This is a genomic window from Microcoleus sp. EPA2 (assembly GCA_020882975.1).
In the GTDB taxonomy this organism is placed as follows: domain Bacteria; phylum Cyanobacteriota; class Cyanobacteriia; order Cyanobacteriales; family Microcoleaceae; genus Microcoleus.
The window spans coordinates 14,493-32,663 of sequence record JAHRFD010000025.1 but is presented as its reverse complement, the minus strand read 5'-3'; the positions used below and the strand labels follow the sequence as shown (position 1 = coordinate 32,663).

Sequence of the window (18,171 nt, the reverse complement as noted above, 5' to 3'; positions counted from 1 at the left end):
GGGGTTGGGGGAGAAACCGGGTTTTTTTCGAGGATATTGATACAGCCGAAAAACTGCGAAAAACCCGGTTTCTTTGGGCTAGTTTGTTTGTCCGCGAGTCCGCCGGGGAATCAATTCCCCGTCTCATAGCGAAAGTCGGTTGAAACCGACTGAAGAATGGTGCAAAATACTCGAATATTTGTTGATTTCATCTGTTTTTCAGTCCTCTTTTAGAGGACTTTTGCTATGAGACGGGGGTTTTTAACCCCCGGCGGTTCTGTGGGGTAGCGTGGGGATTTTGGCGTCGGGAATTTTGGCGGCCTGAATGTGCGATCGCACTTGAATTCGATCCAGTTAGATATCTGTCAAATATCCGCGATTATTCCCCTTTGCGCCCAAACAGCTTTGCTACCGACTTCACTAACAGTTCTCGTGGCATAAATCTGGGCATATTTACGATGATTTGATTGGGAACTCCCCCTGTCACAACGTTAGACTCATTCTTGTCTAAGGCTTTCAAAGCATCTCGCACTACTTCCTGGGCTGATACCAGTTTTTGCCCGCTGCTAGATGCTAGTGATTTTGGGAATTCAGCTACTGCAAAAAAGTCCGATTCTGTCGGTCCTGGACAAAGGCACAACACTCGTATTCCTAAATCTTTGTTTTCCGCCCACAGTGACTCGGTGAAACTCAGAACAAAGGCTTTTGTGGCTGCGTAAATTGATAGGTATGGCATCGGTTGAAATGCTGCTATTGATGCTACATTGATGATACTTCCCGATTTTTTGCGGCGCATTTGCTGCAAAAATAAGTGCGAAAGCTCAACTAATGCTACAATATTTAGTTGCACCATGGCTAGTTGTTTGTCAAGGGGGCGATCGGCAAAAATACCGTAATCTCCAAACCCCGCATTATTGACTAACAAATCTACAGTTAAATCTGTTTGATTTACGGCCTCAAATACTTTGGCTCCAGCACCAGGTTCCGTTAAATCTTGCACGATTACTTCTGCTCGAATATTGAATTTTTCTTGGAGTGTAGCAGCGAGTTGGTGCAATTTGTCGGCGGAACGAGCCACCAAAATTAGATTGTGCTTGTCTTGGGCTAATTCGGTGGCAAAAGCTGCACCAATTCCGCTAGAAGCTCCGGTGATTAAAGCAGTTGGCATGAAATTATGTCTGATATTTGATATGTGCTTTATATATTTTAACAATTATTTTGAGTGGCTAACTGTAAAATACTTAAAAGGGAATAGGTGAGTTTTATGGCGCGTCTTACCGATCGAGCTTTTGAAATTTTACGGGCAGAAGTTGACAAATGTGCGGCGGCTGATGCTATAGCTGGGAATGTCTACAGGAGTATGGTAATCAAGCAGTTGGAGAAAATGCGATCGGAAAATGGCAGTTTCGCATCCATAGAAGAAATTCGCGCTACTTTCAAAGATCAATTTCCCAACTTCAGCGAAAAAGCACTCAAAGCCGCCGTCAAAGCCAACCGCCCGCCCGGATTCTTTGGCAAAATTATCTGGGTGGGGGTTTTTTTGGGTGCGGGGGCGGGGATAATTTGGCTAGCAAACCTACCTGTGCCCATCATTCGCAAGCCCATAGCAGATAAATTGCCCATATTGTTAATGCCGAGTTTTAGCAGTATGGATTACAATTATCGACAGGCGATCGCCCTGGTGGAACAATCGGATCAATTGGTAAATAAAGCCACTGCTGTGGCTGATTTCGACTTGGGCGAAACCAAAGCAAAACAAGCGCAAAAACACCTGGATGCCTTGCCGGTTTGGTTTTTAGGTTATTATCCAGAAACCTATTGCTCTTTTTTTGGCTGTACTTGGCGCTTTAGTGTGGATGAATTTCAAGCAGCCCGCAAAAGTATCGGGCGCATGGAAGCCCAGATTTTTCAACAAAAAAATGCTTTTACTCAGCTTGGGGAAGTGGAACAAAACCTGAATACTGCCAAACAGCAGTACCAGCAAGCTAAAAATGCGGCAGATAGACAAAAAGCTAGCATAAATTGGCAAAGTGCGATCGACCAACTCAATCAAATTCCCCCAGAAACCCTAGCCGGAGAAACTGCTAGGAAAAAACTGCAAGCAGCAGAGAGAGATTTTCAAGCAATGGGCGGTGTCGCTACCGGTTCAGTGCGGGCGGACAACTTAATTGAAGCAGCCAAAGAATTTGCCTTTAGTGCCGCCTCCGCATCGCAGAAACCGCCACATTCAGCCGAAACTTGGCAAAAGATAGCTGATTTGTGGCAACAATCTATTGAACGACTTAGCCAAATTCCCTTTGATAATCCGGGCTATCTTGATGCTCAAACAAAACTAGCTCAATATCAAAATAATTTAGGCACTACACAGATTCGACTGAAAGCTGAAAAAGAGTCAGTGGAAGCTTTAAATCAAGCAAAAAGCTTGTTTGCTAAGTTCCAAACTAACCTAAATTCTATCAATCAAAATCCCGGTTACGCCCTGGGTTACTTGCAGGAAATTATCAACACTTTAGAATCTGTAAAACCGGGAACGACGGTTTATCCAGAAGCCCAAAGATGGCTGCAATCAGCTAGAAAAAAACAGCAAGAATGGCAAAAAAAATAAAACTGGTGAATGGGGAACGATTATAATTCCCAATTCCCAATTCCCAATTCCCAATTCCCCATTACCAAACCGGGTCAACATAAAGATTAATTGTTACTTGCTCTTTTCCTGAAGGTACGCCGGAAATACAAGCACAAATTACCTCTCCGTCTTCCAGTTCCACTTCGCAAGCGTGACAAGAACCCATGAGACAGCCGGTGGGAATAGAAATTCCCGCGCGTTTAGCTACATCCAGCAACAGTTCTCCCGGTTCAGCTTCAACGGTTACATTTTCTGGTAAAAAACAAATTTTTGTCATTCAAACTTCACCTCATATTTTCATCATATATTGAGTAATAGCTACCCTAAAATCTGTTTGATATCTAAATGCTTTTCAACCGTATCTGCCAGACTGTCCAACAGAGCTTCCCGATGTTCCCGGTAATTAGGAATTCCTGTAGGTAGGGCCTGCAATCCTCGCTGCTGCCGCAAGTGATTTAACCAAGCCCGCCGCCAAGCTCCGTTATCAAAAATACCGTGCAAGTAAGTACCCCAAATAGATTGGAAATTATTGACCATTCCCAAACTAGGATCGTCAAACAGCGATTTAGTTAAATCTGACTCCAGCATTTGGGTTATTCCTTGGTGGATTTCGTAACCGGCAACTGGTAAACCCGGTTGAGGATAATTAGAAGTTACGGTGCGCTGACGGGCTATTTTATTAGGAGCGATCGCAGTTTTCAAAGGTAACAATCCCAAGCCTTTAAATTCTCCCTTTAGTCCCTCAAGGCCTTCTCGATCGACTATACTTTCTCCCAGCATCTGAAACCCCCCGCAAACGCCCATGACAGTACCGCCAGACACTAAATATTTTTTAATGGCTTCTGCCATACCCGTTTGTCGGAGTACCTGCAAATCAGAAATTGTAGTTTTAGAACCTGGTAAAATTACTGCATCTGGATGGCCTAACTCGTCTTTGGGACTGACATATTTGACGGTGACAGTAGTTTCCGACTCTAGGGGGTCAAAGTCGGTAAAATTAGAAATACGGGGCAAGCGGATGACAGAAATATTCAGGTCTGTGTGAGAATTGGGAGAACGTCGATCGAGCAAATCGAGAGAGTCTTCGGCGGGAAACACTTCGTCTATCCAAGGAATTACACCAACAACGGGAATACCTGTACGTTGTTCTAGCCAAATTAGCCCTGGATCTAAGATAGATTTTTGTCCTCGGAACTTATTAATAATGAAGCCTTTAATTAAAGCTCGTTCGTCTGGATCGAGCAATTCCAAAGTACCGATAATGTGAGCAAAAGCTCCGCCGCGGTCTATATCAACTACTAGCACAGTTCGAGCATTCAAATGTTTGGCTACGCGCATATTTGTTAAATCGCGGTGCTTGAGATTAATCTCCGCAGGGCTGCCGGCTCCCTCGCAAACCACCATGTCAAATTGGTGATTCAAAAATTCTAAAGATTCCCGAATAACTTGCCAACCTCGATCGAAATATTCTTCGTAATATTGAGTAGCTCGGATATTGGCGATCGCCCGACCCTTCATAATTAATTGAGAAGTCATATCTCCTTGGGGTTTGAGCAAAATGGGATTCATTTCTACCAAAGGTGCTACACCGGCGGCCCAAGCCTGAACTGCTTGAGCGTAGCCAATTTCTCCCCCAGCCGCAGTGACATAGGAATTCAGTGCCATATTCTGACCTTTAAAGGGAGTGACTCGCCACTGGCGGCGAGCAAAAATGCGACACAAAGCTGCAACCAGTAAAGATTTCCCTGCGTGAGAAGTTGTTCCCACTACCATAATTGCTTTCATAATATTGATTTCACCTAAATTTAATCCAAAAATTATCGAAGATTTTGTGAAGGCTGAATACAAAAAAGAAAAAACCGGGTTTAAAAAATATTTGTTACCTGTTGATGAAGGCAGAAAGCAGAATCTAAAAAGTTCTAATTTCTACCTTTTGGTTTGTGTTTTAGAGAGTCGTCTGCTCAGAGTCGGAAAGATTTTCCGACTTGGATTCATCGGCGGGTTTGTCAGTTTTCAGCAGATTGGGAGTTGGCGGATTTGGATGAATCAATTCCGGTGTGTCTGCTGAGGCGATCGACTCTACCTGCTGTTTTATGGCATTGTCGATCGCCTCTGAGGACAGTTCCACTTCCGCAGGTGTTGGCGAAACCACTTCCACCACTGTAATTTCAGTAATTTGAATTGGAGAAATCACTGTTTCTTCTGAAATCAATTCAGCCATGGCTTCCACATCCAGAGGAAATGGTACTCCTGGAATTTCATCAGCGACAGTGCTGCTAGTTTCTGCCACCACTTCTAGGGCTGCTTCGGCTAATTCTGATGCGAGAATTTGGTCAAACTCCGGTGTAGAAATTGCCCCTACTTCAGATGCAAGTTCGATCAACTCTGAAGGCATTTTCGGTGTTGTCACCGGAGTATTAGCTATGGACTTGGTTTTCTCAGCCCCCCGGCCCAATAAACCGCCCAGACTATTTTTGAGATTGCCGAACAGACTGCTGAAACCAGCCGATTTTTTAGGGGCTTTGACAGGAGTTGAGTCGGCTGTTGGGGCTGTCGTTGGAGTCCCAGACTCGGACCCTCTAGCTGCTGCCCTCCACATCTGGTCAAAGTCATCGACTTCTGGCTCTTGTTTAAGGTCTGGTTGAGCCTCTGCTGTCTCCACAGTTGGTGTGGTGGCAATTTCTGAAACTTTTGCGGTGATTGTAGTGTCGCTAGTTGGTGCTGATTCTACAGGGGCTGGCGAGGTGTCAGCCACAGGAATTGCGATCGACTGCTGTATTTCCTGAGTTGCTGCTGGTGTCGAGTCTGGAAGTGGCAACAATTCAGGGGCGATCGCACTTTCTGCCACGATTTCGGGTAACGGGGAAACCACCGCAGGTGCCTCTGCTTTTACCTGGCGATCGGCAACAGGTGTTGGCACCACATCAGATTTCGGCTTGGGTGCTCTGACAAACTTAGGTTTTTTCGTTGCTGGTTCGGGTTTTTTAGCAAACATCCCCGTCAACGCGCCACCCATACCCCCCGGCAAATTTACCGACTGAGGAATCGGCGTTTGCTCAGCAATAGGTGTAACTTGTCTGCGTAAACTCAAAGTTTCCCAGGCGAACCAGCCCAAAAGAGCCACGGCCGCCATTTGACCAAGCAGGAGAGCACCGGTAATTCGCCCCGCACAAGCCCATAAAATTAACGCATAAAAAAGTCCCACCCCACTCCAGGCAAAATCGCTTTTGCGGTGAACTTCTGGAAAAAAGAAAGCAGCCATGTAAATACTGAAGCTGCCTAGACCGACCGCCAACGCTAGAAAGTATGCAAGCATATTGTCGGCACCTCCGCTGTGTCAAATAACCTCTACGGGCTAATTCTACCTTTCAGGGGTGTCCGGTGGCCGCTTTCTCTAGGACAATTTTTGACTTCTGTGAGGGAATAGGGAAGAAGCAAGAGGGAAGTAGTGGAGGGGGTAGGGGCAGTGGCGGGGGGTAGTCCCTACCAGAGAAGGAAACAGCCGAGCCCTCTCCCAGGGCTGTTTCATTCTCCAAAAAACGAGGGGTTTGTAGGGGTAGTGGATGGTGCGTGCCTACCCCCCCCACCAACCATTTTCCGTCATTTCAGAGATTGGGGCAGCCACGGGGGGCTGCCCCTACAAGAGAAGGAAACAGCCGAGCCCTCTCCCCCTTCGGGAGTATGTGTAACTTGTGATACATATCACTGCTATCGACCGATGCGATCGCACTCAAAGGTAAAAGATGTTTGTATATTGATGGTGTAAGAAGAATAAGGCTAGAGTGCATCTTAATATTGGAGGCAGTGCCATGTTGGAAAAAATGTTGTTAGCCGTCGGCTTAACCCTATCACTGCACGTATTTGCCGGACTAAGTACGTCCCCAAAATCACCTCAAAATTACGTATTTCGATCGAACCAAACTTTGACTCAATTCCTAAAACTTCCCCTCGTTGCATTACCGAACCGTGCCGAGAGTGAAATCTAATCCTAATTTTACTTGCCAGTGCGATCGAACTGACCATAAGTATTTTTTTGAAATTTTCCTTGATAGGTTCTATTTTCATTGTAGAGTATAGTTACTGTTAAACCTAGGAGAGTTAAAATGGCGCTTAGCGATATTCTATTGAATGAAAAGAACCGAGACAATGTTGTTGATGATTGTGTCAGGTTGATCGACGAACAAGTTGCTTCCGCCTCTGGATTAGGTGGTTTGGCTCTGAAAGCTGCCTACTCTACTGTCAAGGGAATACGAGCTGATTATTGTGCCCAAGTTGTCGATCAACTGCTGCCAGAAATCTCTAGCGCACTCGATCCCATGTGGACTGAAGCAGTAACCAATGGCAGCCCCATCGAATATCTCACTCAAAGAAAATCTCAAGTAGCTGACGAATTGCTCCAAATCAGCGACGCCAGAGTCGAAAACAGCACCAGAGCCATGGTAAAAGGAGCCTATGGCAAACTGCGCCCCTCAGCTAAAAACTATGTCGAAAACGGAATACCTGATTTAGCCAAAATCATTGATAAATATAATAGTGCCGGCTGATAACTAAGCCAAATTCAAACAACCGAATACTCAGCCAGAACCCCGATTTTTGATCAAAAATCGGGGTTCTAAGTAAATCCACTTAATTAAACGTAAAATACCCATGACCGAAAAGCCGACTGCATAAGTCTTCTTCCTGATTCCTGATTCCTGAATTTCCCCCCTAGGGGGGGCAGGGGGCAGGGCTGTTTCATTCTCAGATAAATCATCGTTTTGTAGGGGTAGTGGATGGTGCGTGCCTACCCCCCCAACGACAATGTTCCGTCATTTCAGGCATTGGGGCAGCCACGGGGGGCTGCCCCTACAAGAGAATGAAACCCTCCTGGGGCAGGGGGGGTTCTTCTACCTTCTTCCTTCTACCTTCTACCTTCTACCTTCTACTTAAAATAATTAATTCGCAGCGAATATCTGCAACATGGCTTGTCCCGTAATTCCCAAACCCAATAACAAGACCAACATCGCACTCATCCCAGGTAAAATCTTCACTACCGCCAGTTGTTTTGGTAATTTATCAAACTTCCCTTTCGCATAAACTAAGATTAAGCCGATCGCAGTCAACACCAACGCCAACCCCAAACTAAATGCTACCACCAGCGTCATGCCCAAACCCACACTACCCAAAGCTGATGCACTCAACAGCATCACCAACGCCGAAGGACAAGGCAACAAACCGCCAGAAATGCCCAGGGCTAATAAGCTTTTCCAAGTAACAGGAGAACCGTCAGATCCGGGTGGCAAATGTGAGTGAACGCGGCCGTCTCCATGATGGTGGTAATGATGATTTAAATCTGGTTTAACAGATTTAAATTCTCTCTCCCAACTTCCTCTATTTAATAGATTAACTGGTTCTTCATAGTTCATGGTCAGCTCTTTATTCCTGAAACCCCTGTTTTGATGAAAAAATTTAGTCTTGAAATATTTGAGGAAGCTCGTCCTCAGTGAGAAGTTATTTTTGCTTCTTTCCCTAAGTAGCTTGAAGCCAATTAAAGCCACCAAAAATCCAGAGATTAAATTCAACCAAGGATTCAGCTTTTCTGGATTAATTAAATGAGAAGCAAACAGAGTAATTCCGCCCACAGCAAACACGCCCGCTGTGTGAGTAATTGTAGTAGTTGCTGCCAAAAATACAGCGTGTAGGGGAGTAGCCCGCGCACCTACCAAATAAGCACCCACAATGGTTTTTCCGTGTCCAGGTGACATCGCGTGCATGGCTCCCCAAGCAAATGCTCCGGCTAATGCTAACAGCCAACTCCAACTTTCATCCCAAATTGATTGATTTTGTGTTACTAAAAATTCTTGATTTTGTGGTGTAAACACAAAACTTTTGAGCGTGCCTGCTTGGACAATTGTTGCTTGACAGCTAGCTGTGTTTATTCCTGGTAAAAATAGAGCGTAATCGATCAAAAATTTATTTTTATTAATTAACTTGGAAGTTGGTATTTGAGATTTTTGGGGCCAGGTGTAGTTTAAAAGTAAAGTGCTGTGGGTATTTGGTTGTTGAAGTAAATTGGCTGTTTGTGGTGCTATTTCTAGTGGTTTTAGTACCAGAGAGCCGGGAATTTGGCTACTGTTTTTGATGGTAATATGTTGGTTGAAAAATTTTTCTAGCTGTGCTTTGTGCTTGCTAATTTCTGCGGGTTGTAGCTGACTGTCTTGGTTGTCGTCTGCAAATTTTGTTAAGCCGGTGGGGAATGTTAAGGTTATTTCGGTTTGGGAATCGTTGACTACTATTTCTGCTACTGATAAATCTGCCCAGTGTGAGTAAGCGGGATTGGTTGAGGTTGTTAGTAATATTGAAAGTGTTAGGAAAAATAGGATGAATAGTTTTGGCGATCGCTTTGATTTGTTTTGCATAAATACTTGTTTTTTTAGTGATTTTTTCCGCTAGCAATTTTTTCGTGAGTGTGACAGTCCGCCAGGGGTTGAAACCCCTGTCTAATAGCTCAAGTCGGTTGAAACCGACTAAAGATTTTCTACTTTTTATATCTTTTAGTCCTCTTTAGAGGACTTAAGCTTTGAGCCAGGGGTTTCAACCCCTGGCGGATTGACGGAATAGCAAACTTGTCAGAATGACGGCTATTAGTTAATGTCAAAATTGTTCGTTTCCTAAACTTAATGCTTGACTCGATCGCCTTTTGAAGGTAGGGTCGATTTCCTTGGCTGTTTGGAAATAAGCGCGAGATTCACGATTTTTCCCTAATTTAAGGGCGATCGCACCCGCCCGATCGAACATAGCGGCATCTCGAATGCCCGATCGCACTATTTCGGCCATCACATCCTCGGCTTTTTGCCACTCCCCAGCGCCCGAAAGCGCCCAGGCTAAGGTATCCAGCGTCGCAGCATCGCGCCGGATTTTTACTTCTGCTTGCATTAACGCCAATGCTTCTGTGACATCCTGCGATCGACCTTTTTCTAGTAGCAAACTCGCCAAATCTCGGCGGTGCCCGAAACCCCCAACTCCAGAAACCTGTTCCTGTCGTAGCGTAGCCTCTGCTTTGTCGAGGAGTTTTTTGGAGGCGATCGCATCTCCTTGTAACTGTTTTACTCTCGCCCTACCGCGATCGACAAGGCGATCGTAGATCGTCGCAGCCCCTCCCGAATAAGCAGAAACCTTGCTGTAATAACTTTCTGCTTCCCGGTAATTGCCTTGTCGCACTTCTAAATCCGCCATGTAAATCAACGCTAGGGGGTATCGAGGTAGCAACCGCAAAGTTTCCAAAAACAGCGCTTTCGCCTGCACAAACTGCCCACGACGGCTGTAAAATCGACCCAAGAGCGATCGGGTACGCGCTGAACCCGCAATTTCTCCTGGTTCCTCCAGGGCCAAAGCTTGTTTGTAATCCTGCAAAACCTCCGCATCTCTACCTTGAGATTCCCTCGCCAAAGCCCTCAAAGTCAGAGAGCCCAAGTTGGGAAGCCGTTTGACTAAGGCTTCTGCTGCTGCATTCGCCTCCTTGACTTTTCCCATTGCTAAGTGAGATGTGACTGAAAGGGCGATCGCATCCTCATTGTCAAAACCTACTTGTTTAGCTAAACGCAAAGCAGTGGCAAAATCGTGTCTAGCCTCAGCAATTCTAGCTAAAACTAACAGCGCACCTGTATTATCAAAAGGCAAATCCGCGATCGATCTTTGAGCAGCCTGTTGGGCCAACAAAAACCAACCACCCTCCCCAGTAGCCCTACCCATTTTCAAATAAACCCCAGCCAATGCAGCCCGGTTCAAACCACTTTTTGAATCCACAGCCAGCCGCTGCTGATAAAAATTAATTTCTTGTTGAATAGCATCTTTCTGATTCGGATTATTTCTCAATACATCCGAAAAATGATATCGGTAATTAGCATCGAGATTTGCCGGACTTTTTTCAGAGAATTTATCCGCAATCTCACGAAAATGAGGCGGTAAATTAATCACTAAAATACCAACTACAGGAACTGCTATCAGCAGCCACCACCAAACAACATCCGATTTAATTCCTCGTCCTGTTTTTACACTCATAAATCTGCGTTAATCTGAGTTCAAAAAAAAAGAATTTCCCATCATTAGCCAATAACCATAACCCATAACCCATAACCCTTCGACTACGCTCAGGGTACTGCTAATGACTAATGACTAAGGACTAATGACTAATCACTAATCACTAATCACTAATCACTAATGACTAATGACTAATCACTAATCACTAATCACTAATGACTAATGACTAATGACTAATCACTAATGACTAATCACTAATCACTAATCACTAATCACTAATCACTAATCACTAATGACTAATGACTAATGACTAATCACTAATCACTAATCACTAATCACTAATGACTAATCACTAATCACTAATCACTAATCACTAATGACTAATGACTAATGACTAATGACTAATCACTAATCACTAATGACTAATCACTAATCACTAATGACTAATCACTAATGACTAATGACTAATGACTAATGACTAATGACTAATGACTAATGACTAATGACTAATGACTAATGACTAATGACTAATGACTAATGACTAATGACTAATGACTAATGACTAATTCGGCAAAGCCAAATAAGGAAAACTCGGTTGTAAAGGCTTATGTCCCTGAGCCGGATTTCCCGGCGTTCCTTCATAAGAAACGTTATCGCCCACAGGAGAACCCACCAAAGCTCCCAGAGTGATATCAATCACATCATCCAAAAGCATCCGACCCCCGATCAAACTTCCTTGAGCATTTGTCGCGCTACCATAACCGCTTGGTTTTGTCGTATCAATCCGCATCACATCTGGTAAAAAAGCTCCTGCGATCGCATTTGGATCGACGTTATCCTTACCATCCAAAAGATCCACAGCATTCAAAGTCGCAACAGCTTCCTGGCGCACCGGAGCCGCAGCAGAACTCAAATCTAATCTGGGAGAAATATTATTAAATGCCTCCAGAAACCCAGGAGTTACGATCAAACCTTCATTGATTGCAGGTCTAGCCAAGCGCTCAAATTGTTTGAAACCACCAACTCCATCCCTGATGGAAACCGTTGACCACACATCAAAGGTATTCGCCCCAGTTCCTGCTTGCAAAAATGCTTTCGGAACCCGCACAGCAATTGTATTGACGTTGTAACCTTTCGCAAAGTCGATCGCTTGACTTGGTTGTTTAAAACTTACTTTCGGTCCAGTGCCCAAAGCCCCAGACCGCACTCGGAAAAATTGTTCAACATCAAAGAAGAACGGATCTTCCCGCAAACCTGCAAATACGGTCAAGTTAGAACCGCCCACCGGTACTGTATTTAAAACAGCATTAGAATTGAGCGGTGTTGTGGTAATTAAGCTATTATTAACTGTTGTATTAGTAGTAGTTTCTACACCGCCACGAACCACAGTAACAGCCGCCGCTTGTATACCTTGATTATTAGGTGGACTAAATGCCAGTCTCAGAATTATATCTGCTCGTCCTGTGGGGGTAGAATTCACATCACCTACCTGTGTGATGTGAAATTGGTAAAGAGCCGTAGTGCTGAAATAATATTGATAGCGAGCTATAGACCGGGGATTTGAATTCATGATGAATACTAAATCTCCGTCCGCAGCGCCAGAATTCTGGTCTTGTTCGCGAAACACGTAGAGGTCTGTTAAATTGACTGTGCGACCTTTGATGTCTACTTCGCCGTCGTCGTGATCGGAAGCTGCAATTATCCCTGGGGTTAATACGGCAATTAGAGCTAATTCTATCGCTAGTATTGTGCGCCGAATGTTTTTGGGTAGTTTCACAGTTATCACCTTTATTGCACAGATAGTATGGATATAACTTAGTAGGACGGGTGAGGGAAAAACTCGATGGGTCATGAGTTGGCGCAGTCTTAGCTGTCGCCACCATTACCCAGAGAACCCGAACTTAACTGGTATACGAAGGTTTTGCTATTTTGGATCTATCGGTTTTGTTAAGTTATGTAAAAATTCCTATTTTCAGATTTGCCCTCGGATTTTCTGGGAGTCAACCGATTTGAGATTTGAGATTGCGGAAGTGATAAACTGCAATATGAATTGGGAATCTCATAATTAAAAACAGTGTAAAACTAGCCTAAAAAGGCATACTCCAGCTTGTACCCCCAACTTCAAACTTACAATTATTTTCGGGTTATGTAGTGATATACGCTGAATTTTTAATTTTGGATCTGTGCAGTCAAAACACATTTTTTTCGGTACACTGAAATGACAGCTCAAAAGTCAGGGGATGAATCGCTACTGTTAGTGCAGATTGCCCAGAAAGACCAAACAGCCTTAGCTAAACTATACGATCGCTATGGTCGCGCTAGTTATGCTCTCGCTTACAAAATTCTGGGTTCGGTAGAAGAAGCTGAAGAAGTTGTACTAGATGTTTTTTCTCAGATTTGGCAAAAAGCATCAAGTTATGATGTTTCCCGGAGTCGAGTTGATACTTGGTTGTTTCTGCTGACGCGCAGTCGTTCCCTGGATAGACTTCGAGTTTTGCAGCGCAATTTTCGGACGGTTGTTGCTTCTGTGGAAAATGCGAAAGTCCCTATTTCTGCTATGGCAGAACCGATGGCAGATGCCATACTAGAAGAACGGAGCGAACAAGTTAAAGCAGCGCTGGAAGCATTGCCGCCAGAACAACGACAGGCGATTGAATTAGCCTATTATCAAGGATTGACTTGTGCTGCGATCGCTACTAAGACAGGCATTCCGGTGGGTACTATCAAAACCAGAATTCGGTTAGGTATTTCTAAATTGCGTCAAGCTTTGAGCGAAATAGTTTAAATTATGGAAATCATGGAGTATGAGGAATTTAATATCCTTGCAGCGCTTCGAGCTCTCGATACTATGGACGAGTCAGAAAGTCGCGCCCTTAAAGAGAAATTGCAAGAGTCTCCAGAACTTGAAACTGAATTAGATGCTGTTGAGGCTGCGGTGGCGGCGATCGCCTATACAGCCCCTCCCGTACCAGTCTCCCCCAACCTCAAACACCGTTTGTTCCAGCGCATCGCCGAACTTGCGCCAACTCCCACGGAGGAAGTTAATTCACAGCCAGTTATTCCGGCTACTGAAAACAATACTCCTTCTCTAATTGTGCGATCGCAGCATCGGAAATGGAGAAAATATATAGTTTCAGGTATTTCGTTTGCTAACCTTTATCTAGATAAAGAAAAGCGCGAATATACTTGTTTGATGCGATTAGAACCGGGAATCAAGTTTCCCCTACATAGACACACCGGAGTAGAAGAAGTGTTTATGTTAGAAGGAGATTTAGAGGTCGAGGGAGAAGTTTGTTATCAAGGGGATTACATTCGCTCCTTACCGAATTCTATTCATGCACCTGTCACTCGTGGCGGATGTTTATTGTTAGTGAAATCGTCCATAGACAACGAAATGTTGAGTTGACATTTGAAAACTAACAAATAACAAATTAACAATTAACAACTAACAAAGGAGTTCTGTATCATGGTAAATAGCTTGCGTTTAAGTGCGATGATAGCTGTGATGTTGCTTCCCGTCCTAGTCAGCAACACCAAAAGTGCGATCGCCCAAGAACGGGAAGGATGTTTTATCGTCAACTCAGCGGGAGAAGTGATTAATTTAAATCTGTTGTGTTCTAATCAGGAACCAACAGTTAAAATTACTGGGAATGATGGGAAATTTATTGAAGACTACAAACGTTTAGCCAAAAGCTACTCCACAGCGACAACGGAGAGTTTATTGCAAGCAATTCAAAGCCGCCCTAGTCAAAAAATTGCAGCAGCAAAAAGAATGTGTGCGGAGGCCAAATCGGGAGTTTCTCTGCCGGAATTAAAATTAAGAGCGATCGGGGAAGCCGCGAGTATGGAAAATCCCATTGCTAAAGAAAGTTTTCTGGCGGATACTGATATTACCGTGACTCTGGCGTCTAATCACTACTGCCCAGAATTAGCGATTAGGTAATCAGTCAGGACAGGGCAGTGCCCTGTCATATCAAATCCGTTGGTATCGTCCTGCATTCATCTCTCTCTTCTCCTCCTCTGTGCCCTCTGCGCTCTCTGCGGTTAAATCATTCCGATGCAACCGTAAACGATATCACAGTTTGCAAAAATTAATGGTTTTGGCAATTAAAAAGCGATCGCCTTTTGAGTAAAAAGCGATCGCCATAGGTTTAATAATTAGTTAGCAACTATGACTAATTACTAATTAAGCTGCTGGTGTTGCTGCTGCTTCTGAGTCATCTTCAGAACCAGCTTGAGTACCAAGTACGCTGACAACCACCTGATTTGGTTCACCAATAGCTACTACTCCTGCGGGTAACACGAGTTCGTGAATGTGCAGTGCATCCCCTACATTTAAATTAGAAATATCTACTTCAATGGCATCAGGAATGCTGTCAGGTTTACACTTAACTGCTAATTGGGTCATCACGGTATCCAAGATGCCGCCTCCCAACTTGACACCGACAGATTCGCCGACAAAATGCAAGGACAATTCAACTTCGAGGCTGTCTTGACTTCCTACCGCAAAAAAGCTGAGGTGATAGGGAAAACCTTTCCAAGGATGGCGCTGCACTTCCCGCAATAAAGTTTTTCCTTTCCAAGAAATTTCTGGAATATTCAGGTCAATTAAGACGTTGTTGACAACGCGCTGTTTGAGGAGAGTTTCAACGGCTTTGGCAGGGATAGTAAGAGCAAGGGATTCAGATCCTTGGTGGCCGTAAAGTACGGCGGGAATCAATCCTGAGCGACGGAGGGCATTGGGTTTGCTGCCTTCAGCTCGCTTTTGACATTCAACTGCGATTTCCATGTTCTGACTTTTGGCTTATTGTTTTCACATTTTACCAAATTTGTGGTAGTGCGATCGCACTTAATTAAATTCACTAACCGAAAGTTTATCGGCACTGACAAATCCAATAATACCCATTTAAATAGTAATTATTATTGGAGATGTCTATTACAACTCAACGTATTAGGATTGTGCTGCGACAGGAGTACCATCAACAGACAATAATCCCCGCTTTGGTCCGTGAATTGGGTCTTCGACAATGATAGTTTGGTCGCGGCCAGCACCAAGAGAAACGATCGCGATCGGTACGGCCATCAAATCTGCCAAAAACTTCAAATAATCCAACGCTTGCTGGGGCAAATCTGCCAAAGTACGGCAATCTTCCGTTGATTTTTTCCAACCGGGAAGGGTTTCATAGATGGGTTTGCACTCAGCAAAAATGCGAGAACTCTTGGGGAAATCCACACAGCGTTCGCCGTCAATTTCGTAAGCAACGCAGACTTTGATTTCGTCTAATTCATCCAAAACATCTAGTTTGGTAATTGCTAGACAGTCAAGTCCGTTGATGCGAACGGCGTAGCGGCCAATGACTGCATCGAACCAACCACAACGGCGTTTGCGACCGGTAGTAGTGCCGAATTCTGCCCCTCTTTCGCCCAAAACAGTTCCAATTCCATCTACCATTTCGGTAGGGAATGGGCCTTCTCCCACACGGGTGGTGTAGGCTTTGGCGACTCCAATAACGCGATCGATCGCTGTGGGTCCAACTCCAGCTCCGACACAAGCACCACCTGCGATCGGACTGCTGGAAGTAACGTAAGGATAAGTGCCGTGGTCTAAGTCTAATAAAGTACCTTGGGCCCCTTCAAACAGAATATTTTTCCGCGTGTGAATCCCGTCATAAATCTTCAGCGAACTGTCTACTACGTGGGGGCGCAAACGTTCTGCATAGACTCGGTATTCATCAATCACATCTTGGGGATTGAGAGGAGGCAAATTGTAGAGTTTTTCCAGAATGACATTTTTATGATTAATTGTCCATTCCAGTTGTTCTTGGAACCCTTCCAAGTCCATTAAATCGAGCATCCGAATACCTGTACGTTCGGACTTATCCGCGTAGGTAGGGCCAATGCCGCGTCCGGTTGTCCCAATTTTATAATTGCCCCGTTGTTCTTCCGATGCCACATCAATTAATCTGTGATAGGGCATGGTGACGTGAGCAGTCTGAGAAATCATCAACTTGGCAGTAGAAATGTTGAGTTTTTCTAACTGATCCAATTCTTGAATTAAAACTTTAGGGTCAATGACCGTGCCACAGCCGATGATACATTCGGTATCGGGGTAGAGAATTCCCGACGGAATCAGATGTAGCTTGAAAGTTTGACCGTTGACTACCACGGTATGACCGGCGTTGACGCCCCCTTGGTAGCGGACAACGATATCTGCGGATTTGCTGAGCAAATCGGTAATTTTGCCTTTTCCTTCATCGCCCCACTGGGCGCCGATTACCACTACGTTAGCCAAGGGTTTTTCGCGTTCCGTTCTAGTTGACACAAACTTCGATTATCTACGGATATGTGTCAAATGTCAATCAATTTGAGATTTGAGATTTTGGATAGATTGGACCACCCCCCCCAAGGGGGCATGGGGCATGGGGCATGGGGCATTGGGGATTGGGGCATGGGAACTCACTCACAAGGACTGACTAATTAATTTTTGTTACAATCAAGAAAATTGAGGCTGTTTTGCCATGAGTTTACACGCTGAGTTGCACCGCCATCTGGGTGGTTCTGTGGTTCCTAGGGTGCTGTGGCGGTATTTCGATCGCCACAATACTGAAATGGTCGATCGATTTCAAGAATACTCGGAGTTTGAGGAGTTTTACACACGTCGGCGCAATACTCTGGATGAGTATTTGGAACTGCACACGCTGGTAGAAAGCGTTCAAACTGTTGAGACTCTGCCTTATTTCATTTATCGGTTGATGCGGGGCGCTTACGTATTTGAAAATCTGGCTTATTTGGAGTTGCGTTATACACCTTATCTGCGAACTCCAGAACATTTGTCGCAGTCAGAACGAATTGATTTGATGGCAGAAATTGTCCGAGTTGTGGGTAAGGCCAGCCAAATTAGCGATTGTCCAATTGTCACCAGCCAAATTTTGTGTATGCACTCGCGTTTACCCTATGAAGTGAATCGGGCGATCGTCGATTTGGCTGCACAGATGGGAGAATATGTTTGTGCGATCGATTTTGCTGGAGGCGATGCTTGCATTAGCGAACGTTTAGACGAATTTGTCGGATTATATCAGTACGCAAGGTCGATCGGCCTGAAAACAACCGGCCACCTCTACGAAACAACATCTGGCTGTTATCCCGAATTACTGCCCTATCTGATGCGAATCGGCCACGGAATTCAAATTCCCTTAAAATATCCCGAACTGCTGCCCGAAATCGCACGTAGAGGTCAATGCTTGGAAGTTTGCCCGACCACCTATCTAAAAACGGGAACTTTGCAAAATATGCGAGAACTGAAAGTAGTATTCGATCGCTGTTTTGAAGCCGGTGTCGATATTGCCATTTGCACGGACAACGCGGGATTGCACAACGTGCGGCTGCCTTTTGAATACGAAAATTTATTAACCTTAGATATCATTGACTTTCGGCAATTGCAAGCCTGTCAAAATGCTGCTTTTCGCCATGCTTTCGCATGGCCCTATGGGGAGCAACCAGTCAAAATGCTGACAGGTTTGTTGCACCATGAATCTGTGCAGTAAGAT

At 44.6% G+C, this 18,171-nt stretch carries 16 protein-coding genes; 6 read left to right on the top strand and 10 right to left on the bottom strand.

Annotated elements, in window-relative coordinates; all coding sequences use genetic code 11:
• Positions 1-358 precede the first annotated feature (358 nt).
• Positions 359-1,147: an SDR family NAD(P)-dependent oxidoreductase gene (locus AAFP14_RS19880; RefSeq protein WP_341733938.1), complete on the bottom strand. Its 789-nt coding sequence runs from the start codon at positions 1,145-1,147 to the stop codon at positions 359-361.
• 96 nt (positions 1,148-1,243) lie between these two features.
• Here AAFP14_RS19880 and AAFP14_RS19875 point away from each other — a divergent pair, with 96 nt between their 5' ends.
• Complete coding sequence (locus AAFP14_RS19875) at positions 1,244-2,584, top strand: hypothetical protein (RefSeq protein WP_341733937.1); 1,341 nt, start codon at positions 1,244-1,246, stop codon at positions 2,582-2,584.
• Between the two features lie 61 nt (positions 2,585-2,645).
• On the opposite strand, the gene AAFP14_RS19870 is transcribed toward AAFP14_RS19875, so the two are convergent.
• The 4 genes from AAFP14_RS19870 to AAFP14_RS19855 form a co-directional block, all read right to left on the bottom strand.
• On the bottom strand, positions 2,646-2,882 hold the full coding sequence (locus AAFP14_RS19870) for a 2Fe-2S iron-sulfur cluster-binding protein (protein ID WP_341733936.1): 237 nt from the start codon (positions 2,880-2,882) through the stop codon (positions 2,646-2,648).
• 41 nt (positions 2,883-2,923) lie between these two features.
• Entirely contained in the window at positions 2,924-4,390 is a 1,467-nt protein-coding gene (gene cobQ, locus AAFP14_RS19865; protein ID WP_341733935.1) for a cobyric acid synthase CobQ, read from the bottom strand.
• Positions 4,391-4,550: 160 nt separating this feature from the next.
• Complete coding sequence (locus tag AAFP14_RS19860; RefSeq protein ID WP_341733934.1) at positions 4,551-5,921, bottom strand: Ycf66 family protein; 1,371 nt, start codon at positions 5,919-5,921, stop codon at positions 4,551-4,553.
• A 473-nt stretch (positions 5,922-6,394) separates the two neighbouring features.
• Complete coding sequence (locus AAFP14_RS19855) at positions 6,395-6,670, bottom strand: hypothetical protein (RefSeq protein WP_341733933.1); 276 nt, start codon at positions 6,668-6,670, stop codon at positions 6,395-6,397.
• A 38-nt stretch (positions 6,671-6,708) separates the two neighbouring features.
• On the opposite strand from AAFP14_RS19855, the gene AAFP14_RS19850 reads away from it, so the two are divergent.
• Positions 6,709-7,149, top strand: coding sequence for a DUF6918 family protein (locus tag AAFP14_RS19850; protein WP_341733932.1), 441 nt, complete (start codon positions 6,709-6,711; stop codon positions 7,147-7,149).
• 390 nt (positions 7,150-7,539) lie between these two features.
• Here the strand turns inward: AAFP14_RS19850 and AAFP14_RS19845 are convergent, their stop codons facing one another.
• The 3 genes from AAFP14_RS19845 to AAFP14_RS19835 form a co-directional block, all read right to left on the bottom strand.
• Entirely contained in the window at positions 7,540-9,003 is a 1,464-nt protein-coding gene (locus AAFP14_RS19845; protein WP_341733931.1) for a nickel/cobalt transporter, read from the bottom strand.
• A 235-nt stretch (positions 9,004-9,238) separates the two neighbouring features.
• Positions 9,239-10,645, bottom strand: coding sequence for a tetratricopeptide repeat protein (locus AAFP14_RS19840; protein ID WP_341733930.1), 1,407 nt, complete (start codon positions 10,643-10,645; stop codon positions 9,239-9,241).
• Between the two features lie 541 nt (positions 10,646-11,186).
• The gene (locus AAFP14_RS19835; RefSeq protein WP_341733929.1) at positions 11,187-12,401 is read right to left on the bottom strand and encodes a DUF4331 domain-containing protein; all 1,215 of its coding nucleotides are present in this window, start codon (positions 12,399-12,401) and stop codon (positions 11,187-11,189) included.
• 441 nt (positions 12,402-12,842) lie between these two features.
• Between AAFP14_RS19835 and AAFP14_RS19830 the strand changes: the two genes are divergently transcribed.
• The 3 genes from AAFP14_RS19830 to AAFP14_RS19820 are packed head-to-tail and all read left to right on the top strand — an operon-like array spanning position 12,843 to position 14,567.
• Complete coding sequence (locus tag AAFP14_RS19830) at positions 12,843-13,409, top strand: sigma-70 family RNA polymerase sigma factor (RefSeq protein WP_341733928.1); 567 nt, start codon at positions 12,843-12,845, stop codon at positions 13,407-13,409.
• 3 nt (positions 13,410-13,412) lie between these two features.
• On the top strand, positions 13,413-14,030 hold the full coding sequence (locus tag AAFP14_RS19825; protein ID WP_341733927.1) for a cupin domain-containing protein: 618 nt from the start codon (positions 13,413-13,415) through the stop codon (positions 14,028-14,030).
• Between the two features lie 60 nt (positions 14,031-14,090).
• Positions 14,091-14,567, top strand: a complete 477-nt coding sequence (locus AAFP14_RS19820; RefSeq protein WP_341733926.1) for a hypothetical protein — start codon at positions 14,091-14,093, stop codon at positions 14,565-14,567.
• Positions 14,568-14,810: 243 nt separating this feature from the next.
• On the opposite strand, the gene AAFP14_RS19815 is transcribed toward AAFP14_RS19820, so the two are convergent.
• Positions 14,811-15,413 carry a 50S ribosomal protein L25/general stress protein Ctc gene (locus tag AAFP14_RS19815; RefSeq protein ID WP_341733925.1) on the bottom strand — a complete coding sequence of 201 codons (603 nt, stop codon included), beginning with the start codon at positions 15,411-15,413 and terminating at the stop codon, positions 14,811-14,813.
• Between the two features lie 162 nt (positions 15,414-15,575).
• The gene (locus AAFP14_RS19810; RefSeq protein WP_341733997.1) at positions 15,576-16,916 is read right to left on the bottom strand and encodes an adenylosuccinate synthase; all 1,341 of its coding nucleotides are present in this window, start codon (positions 16,914-16,916) and stop codon (positions 15,576-15,578) included.
• A 226-nt stretch (positions 16,917-17,142) separates the two neighbouring features.
• On the opposite strand from AAFP14_RS19810, the gene AAFP14_RS19805 reads away from it, so the two are divergent.
• Complete coding sequence (locus tag AAFP14_RS19805) at positions 17,143-18,168, top strand: adenosine deaminase (RefSeq protein ID WP_341733924.1); 1,026 nt, start codon at positions 17,143-17,145, stop codon at positions 18,166-18,168.
• The last annotated feature ends 3 nt before the right edge of the window (positions 18,169-18,171 follow it).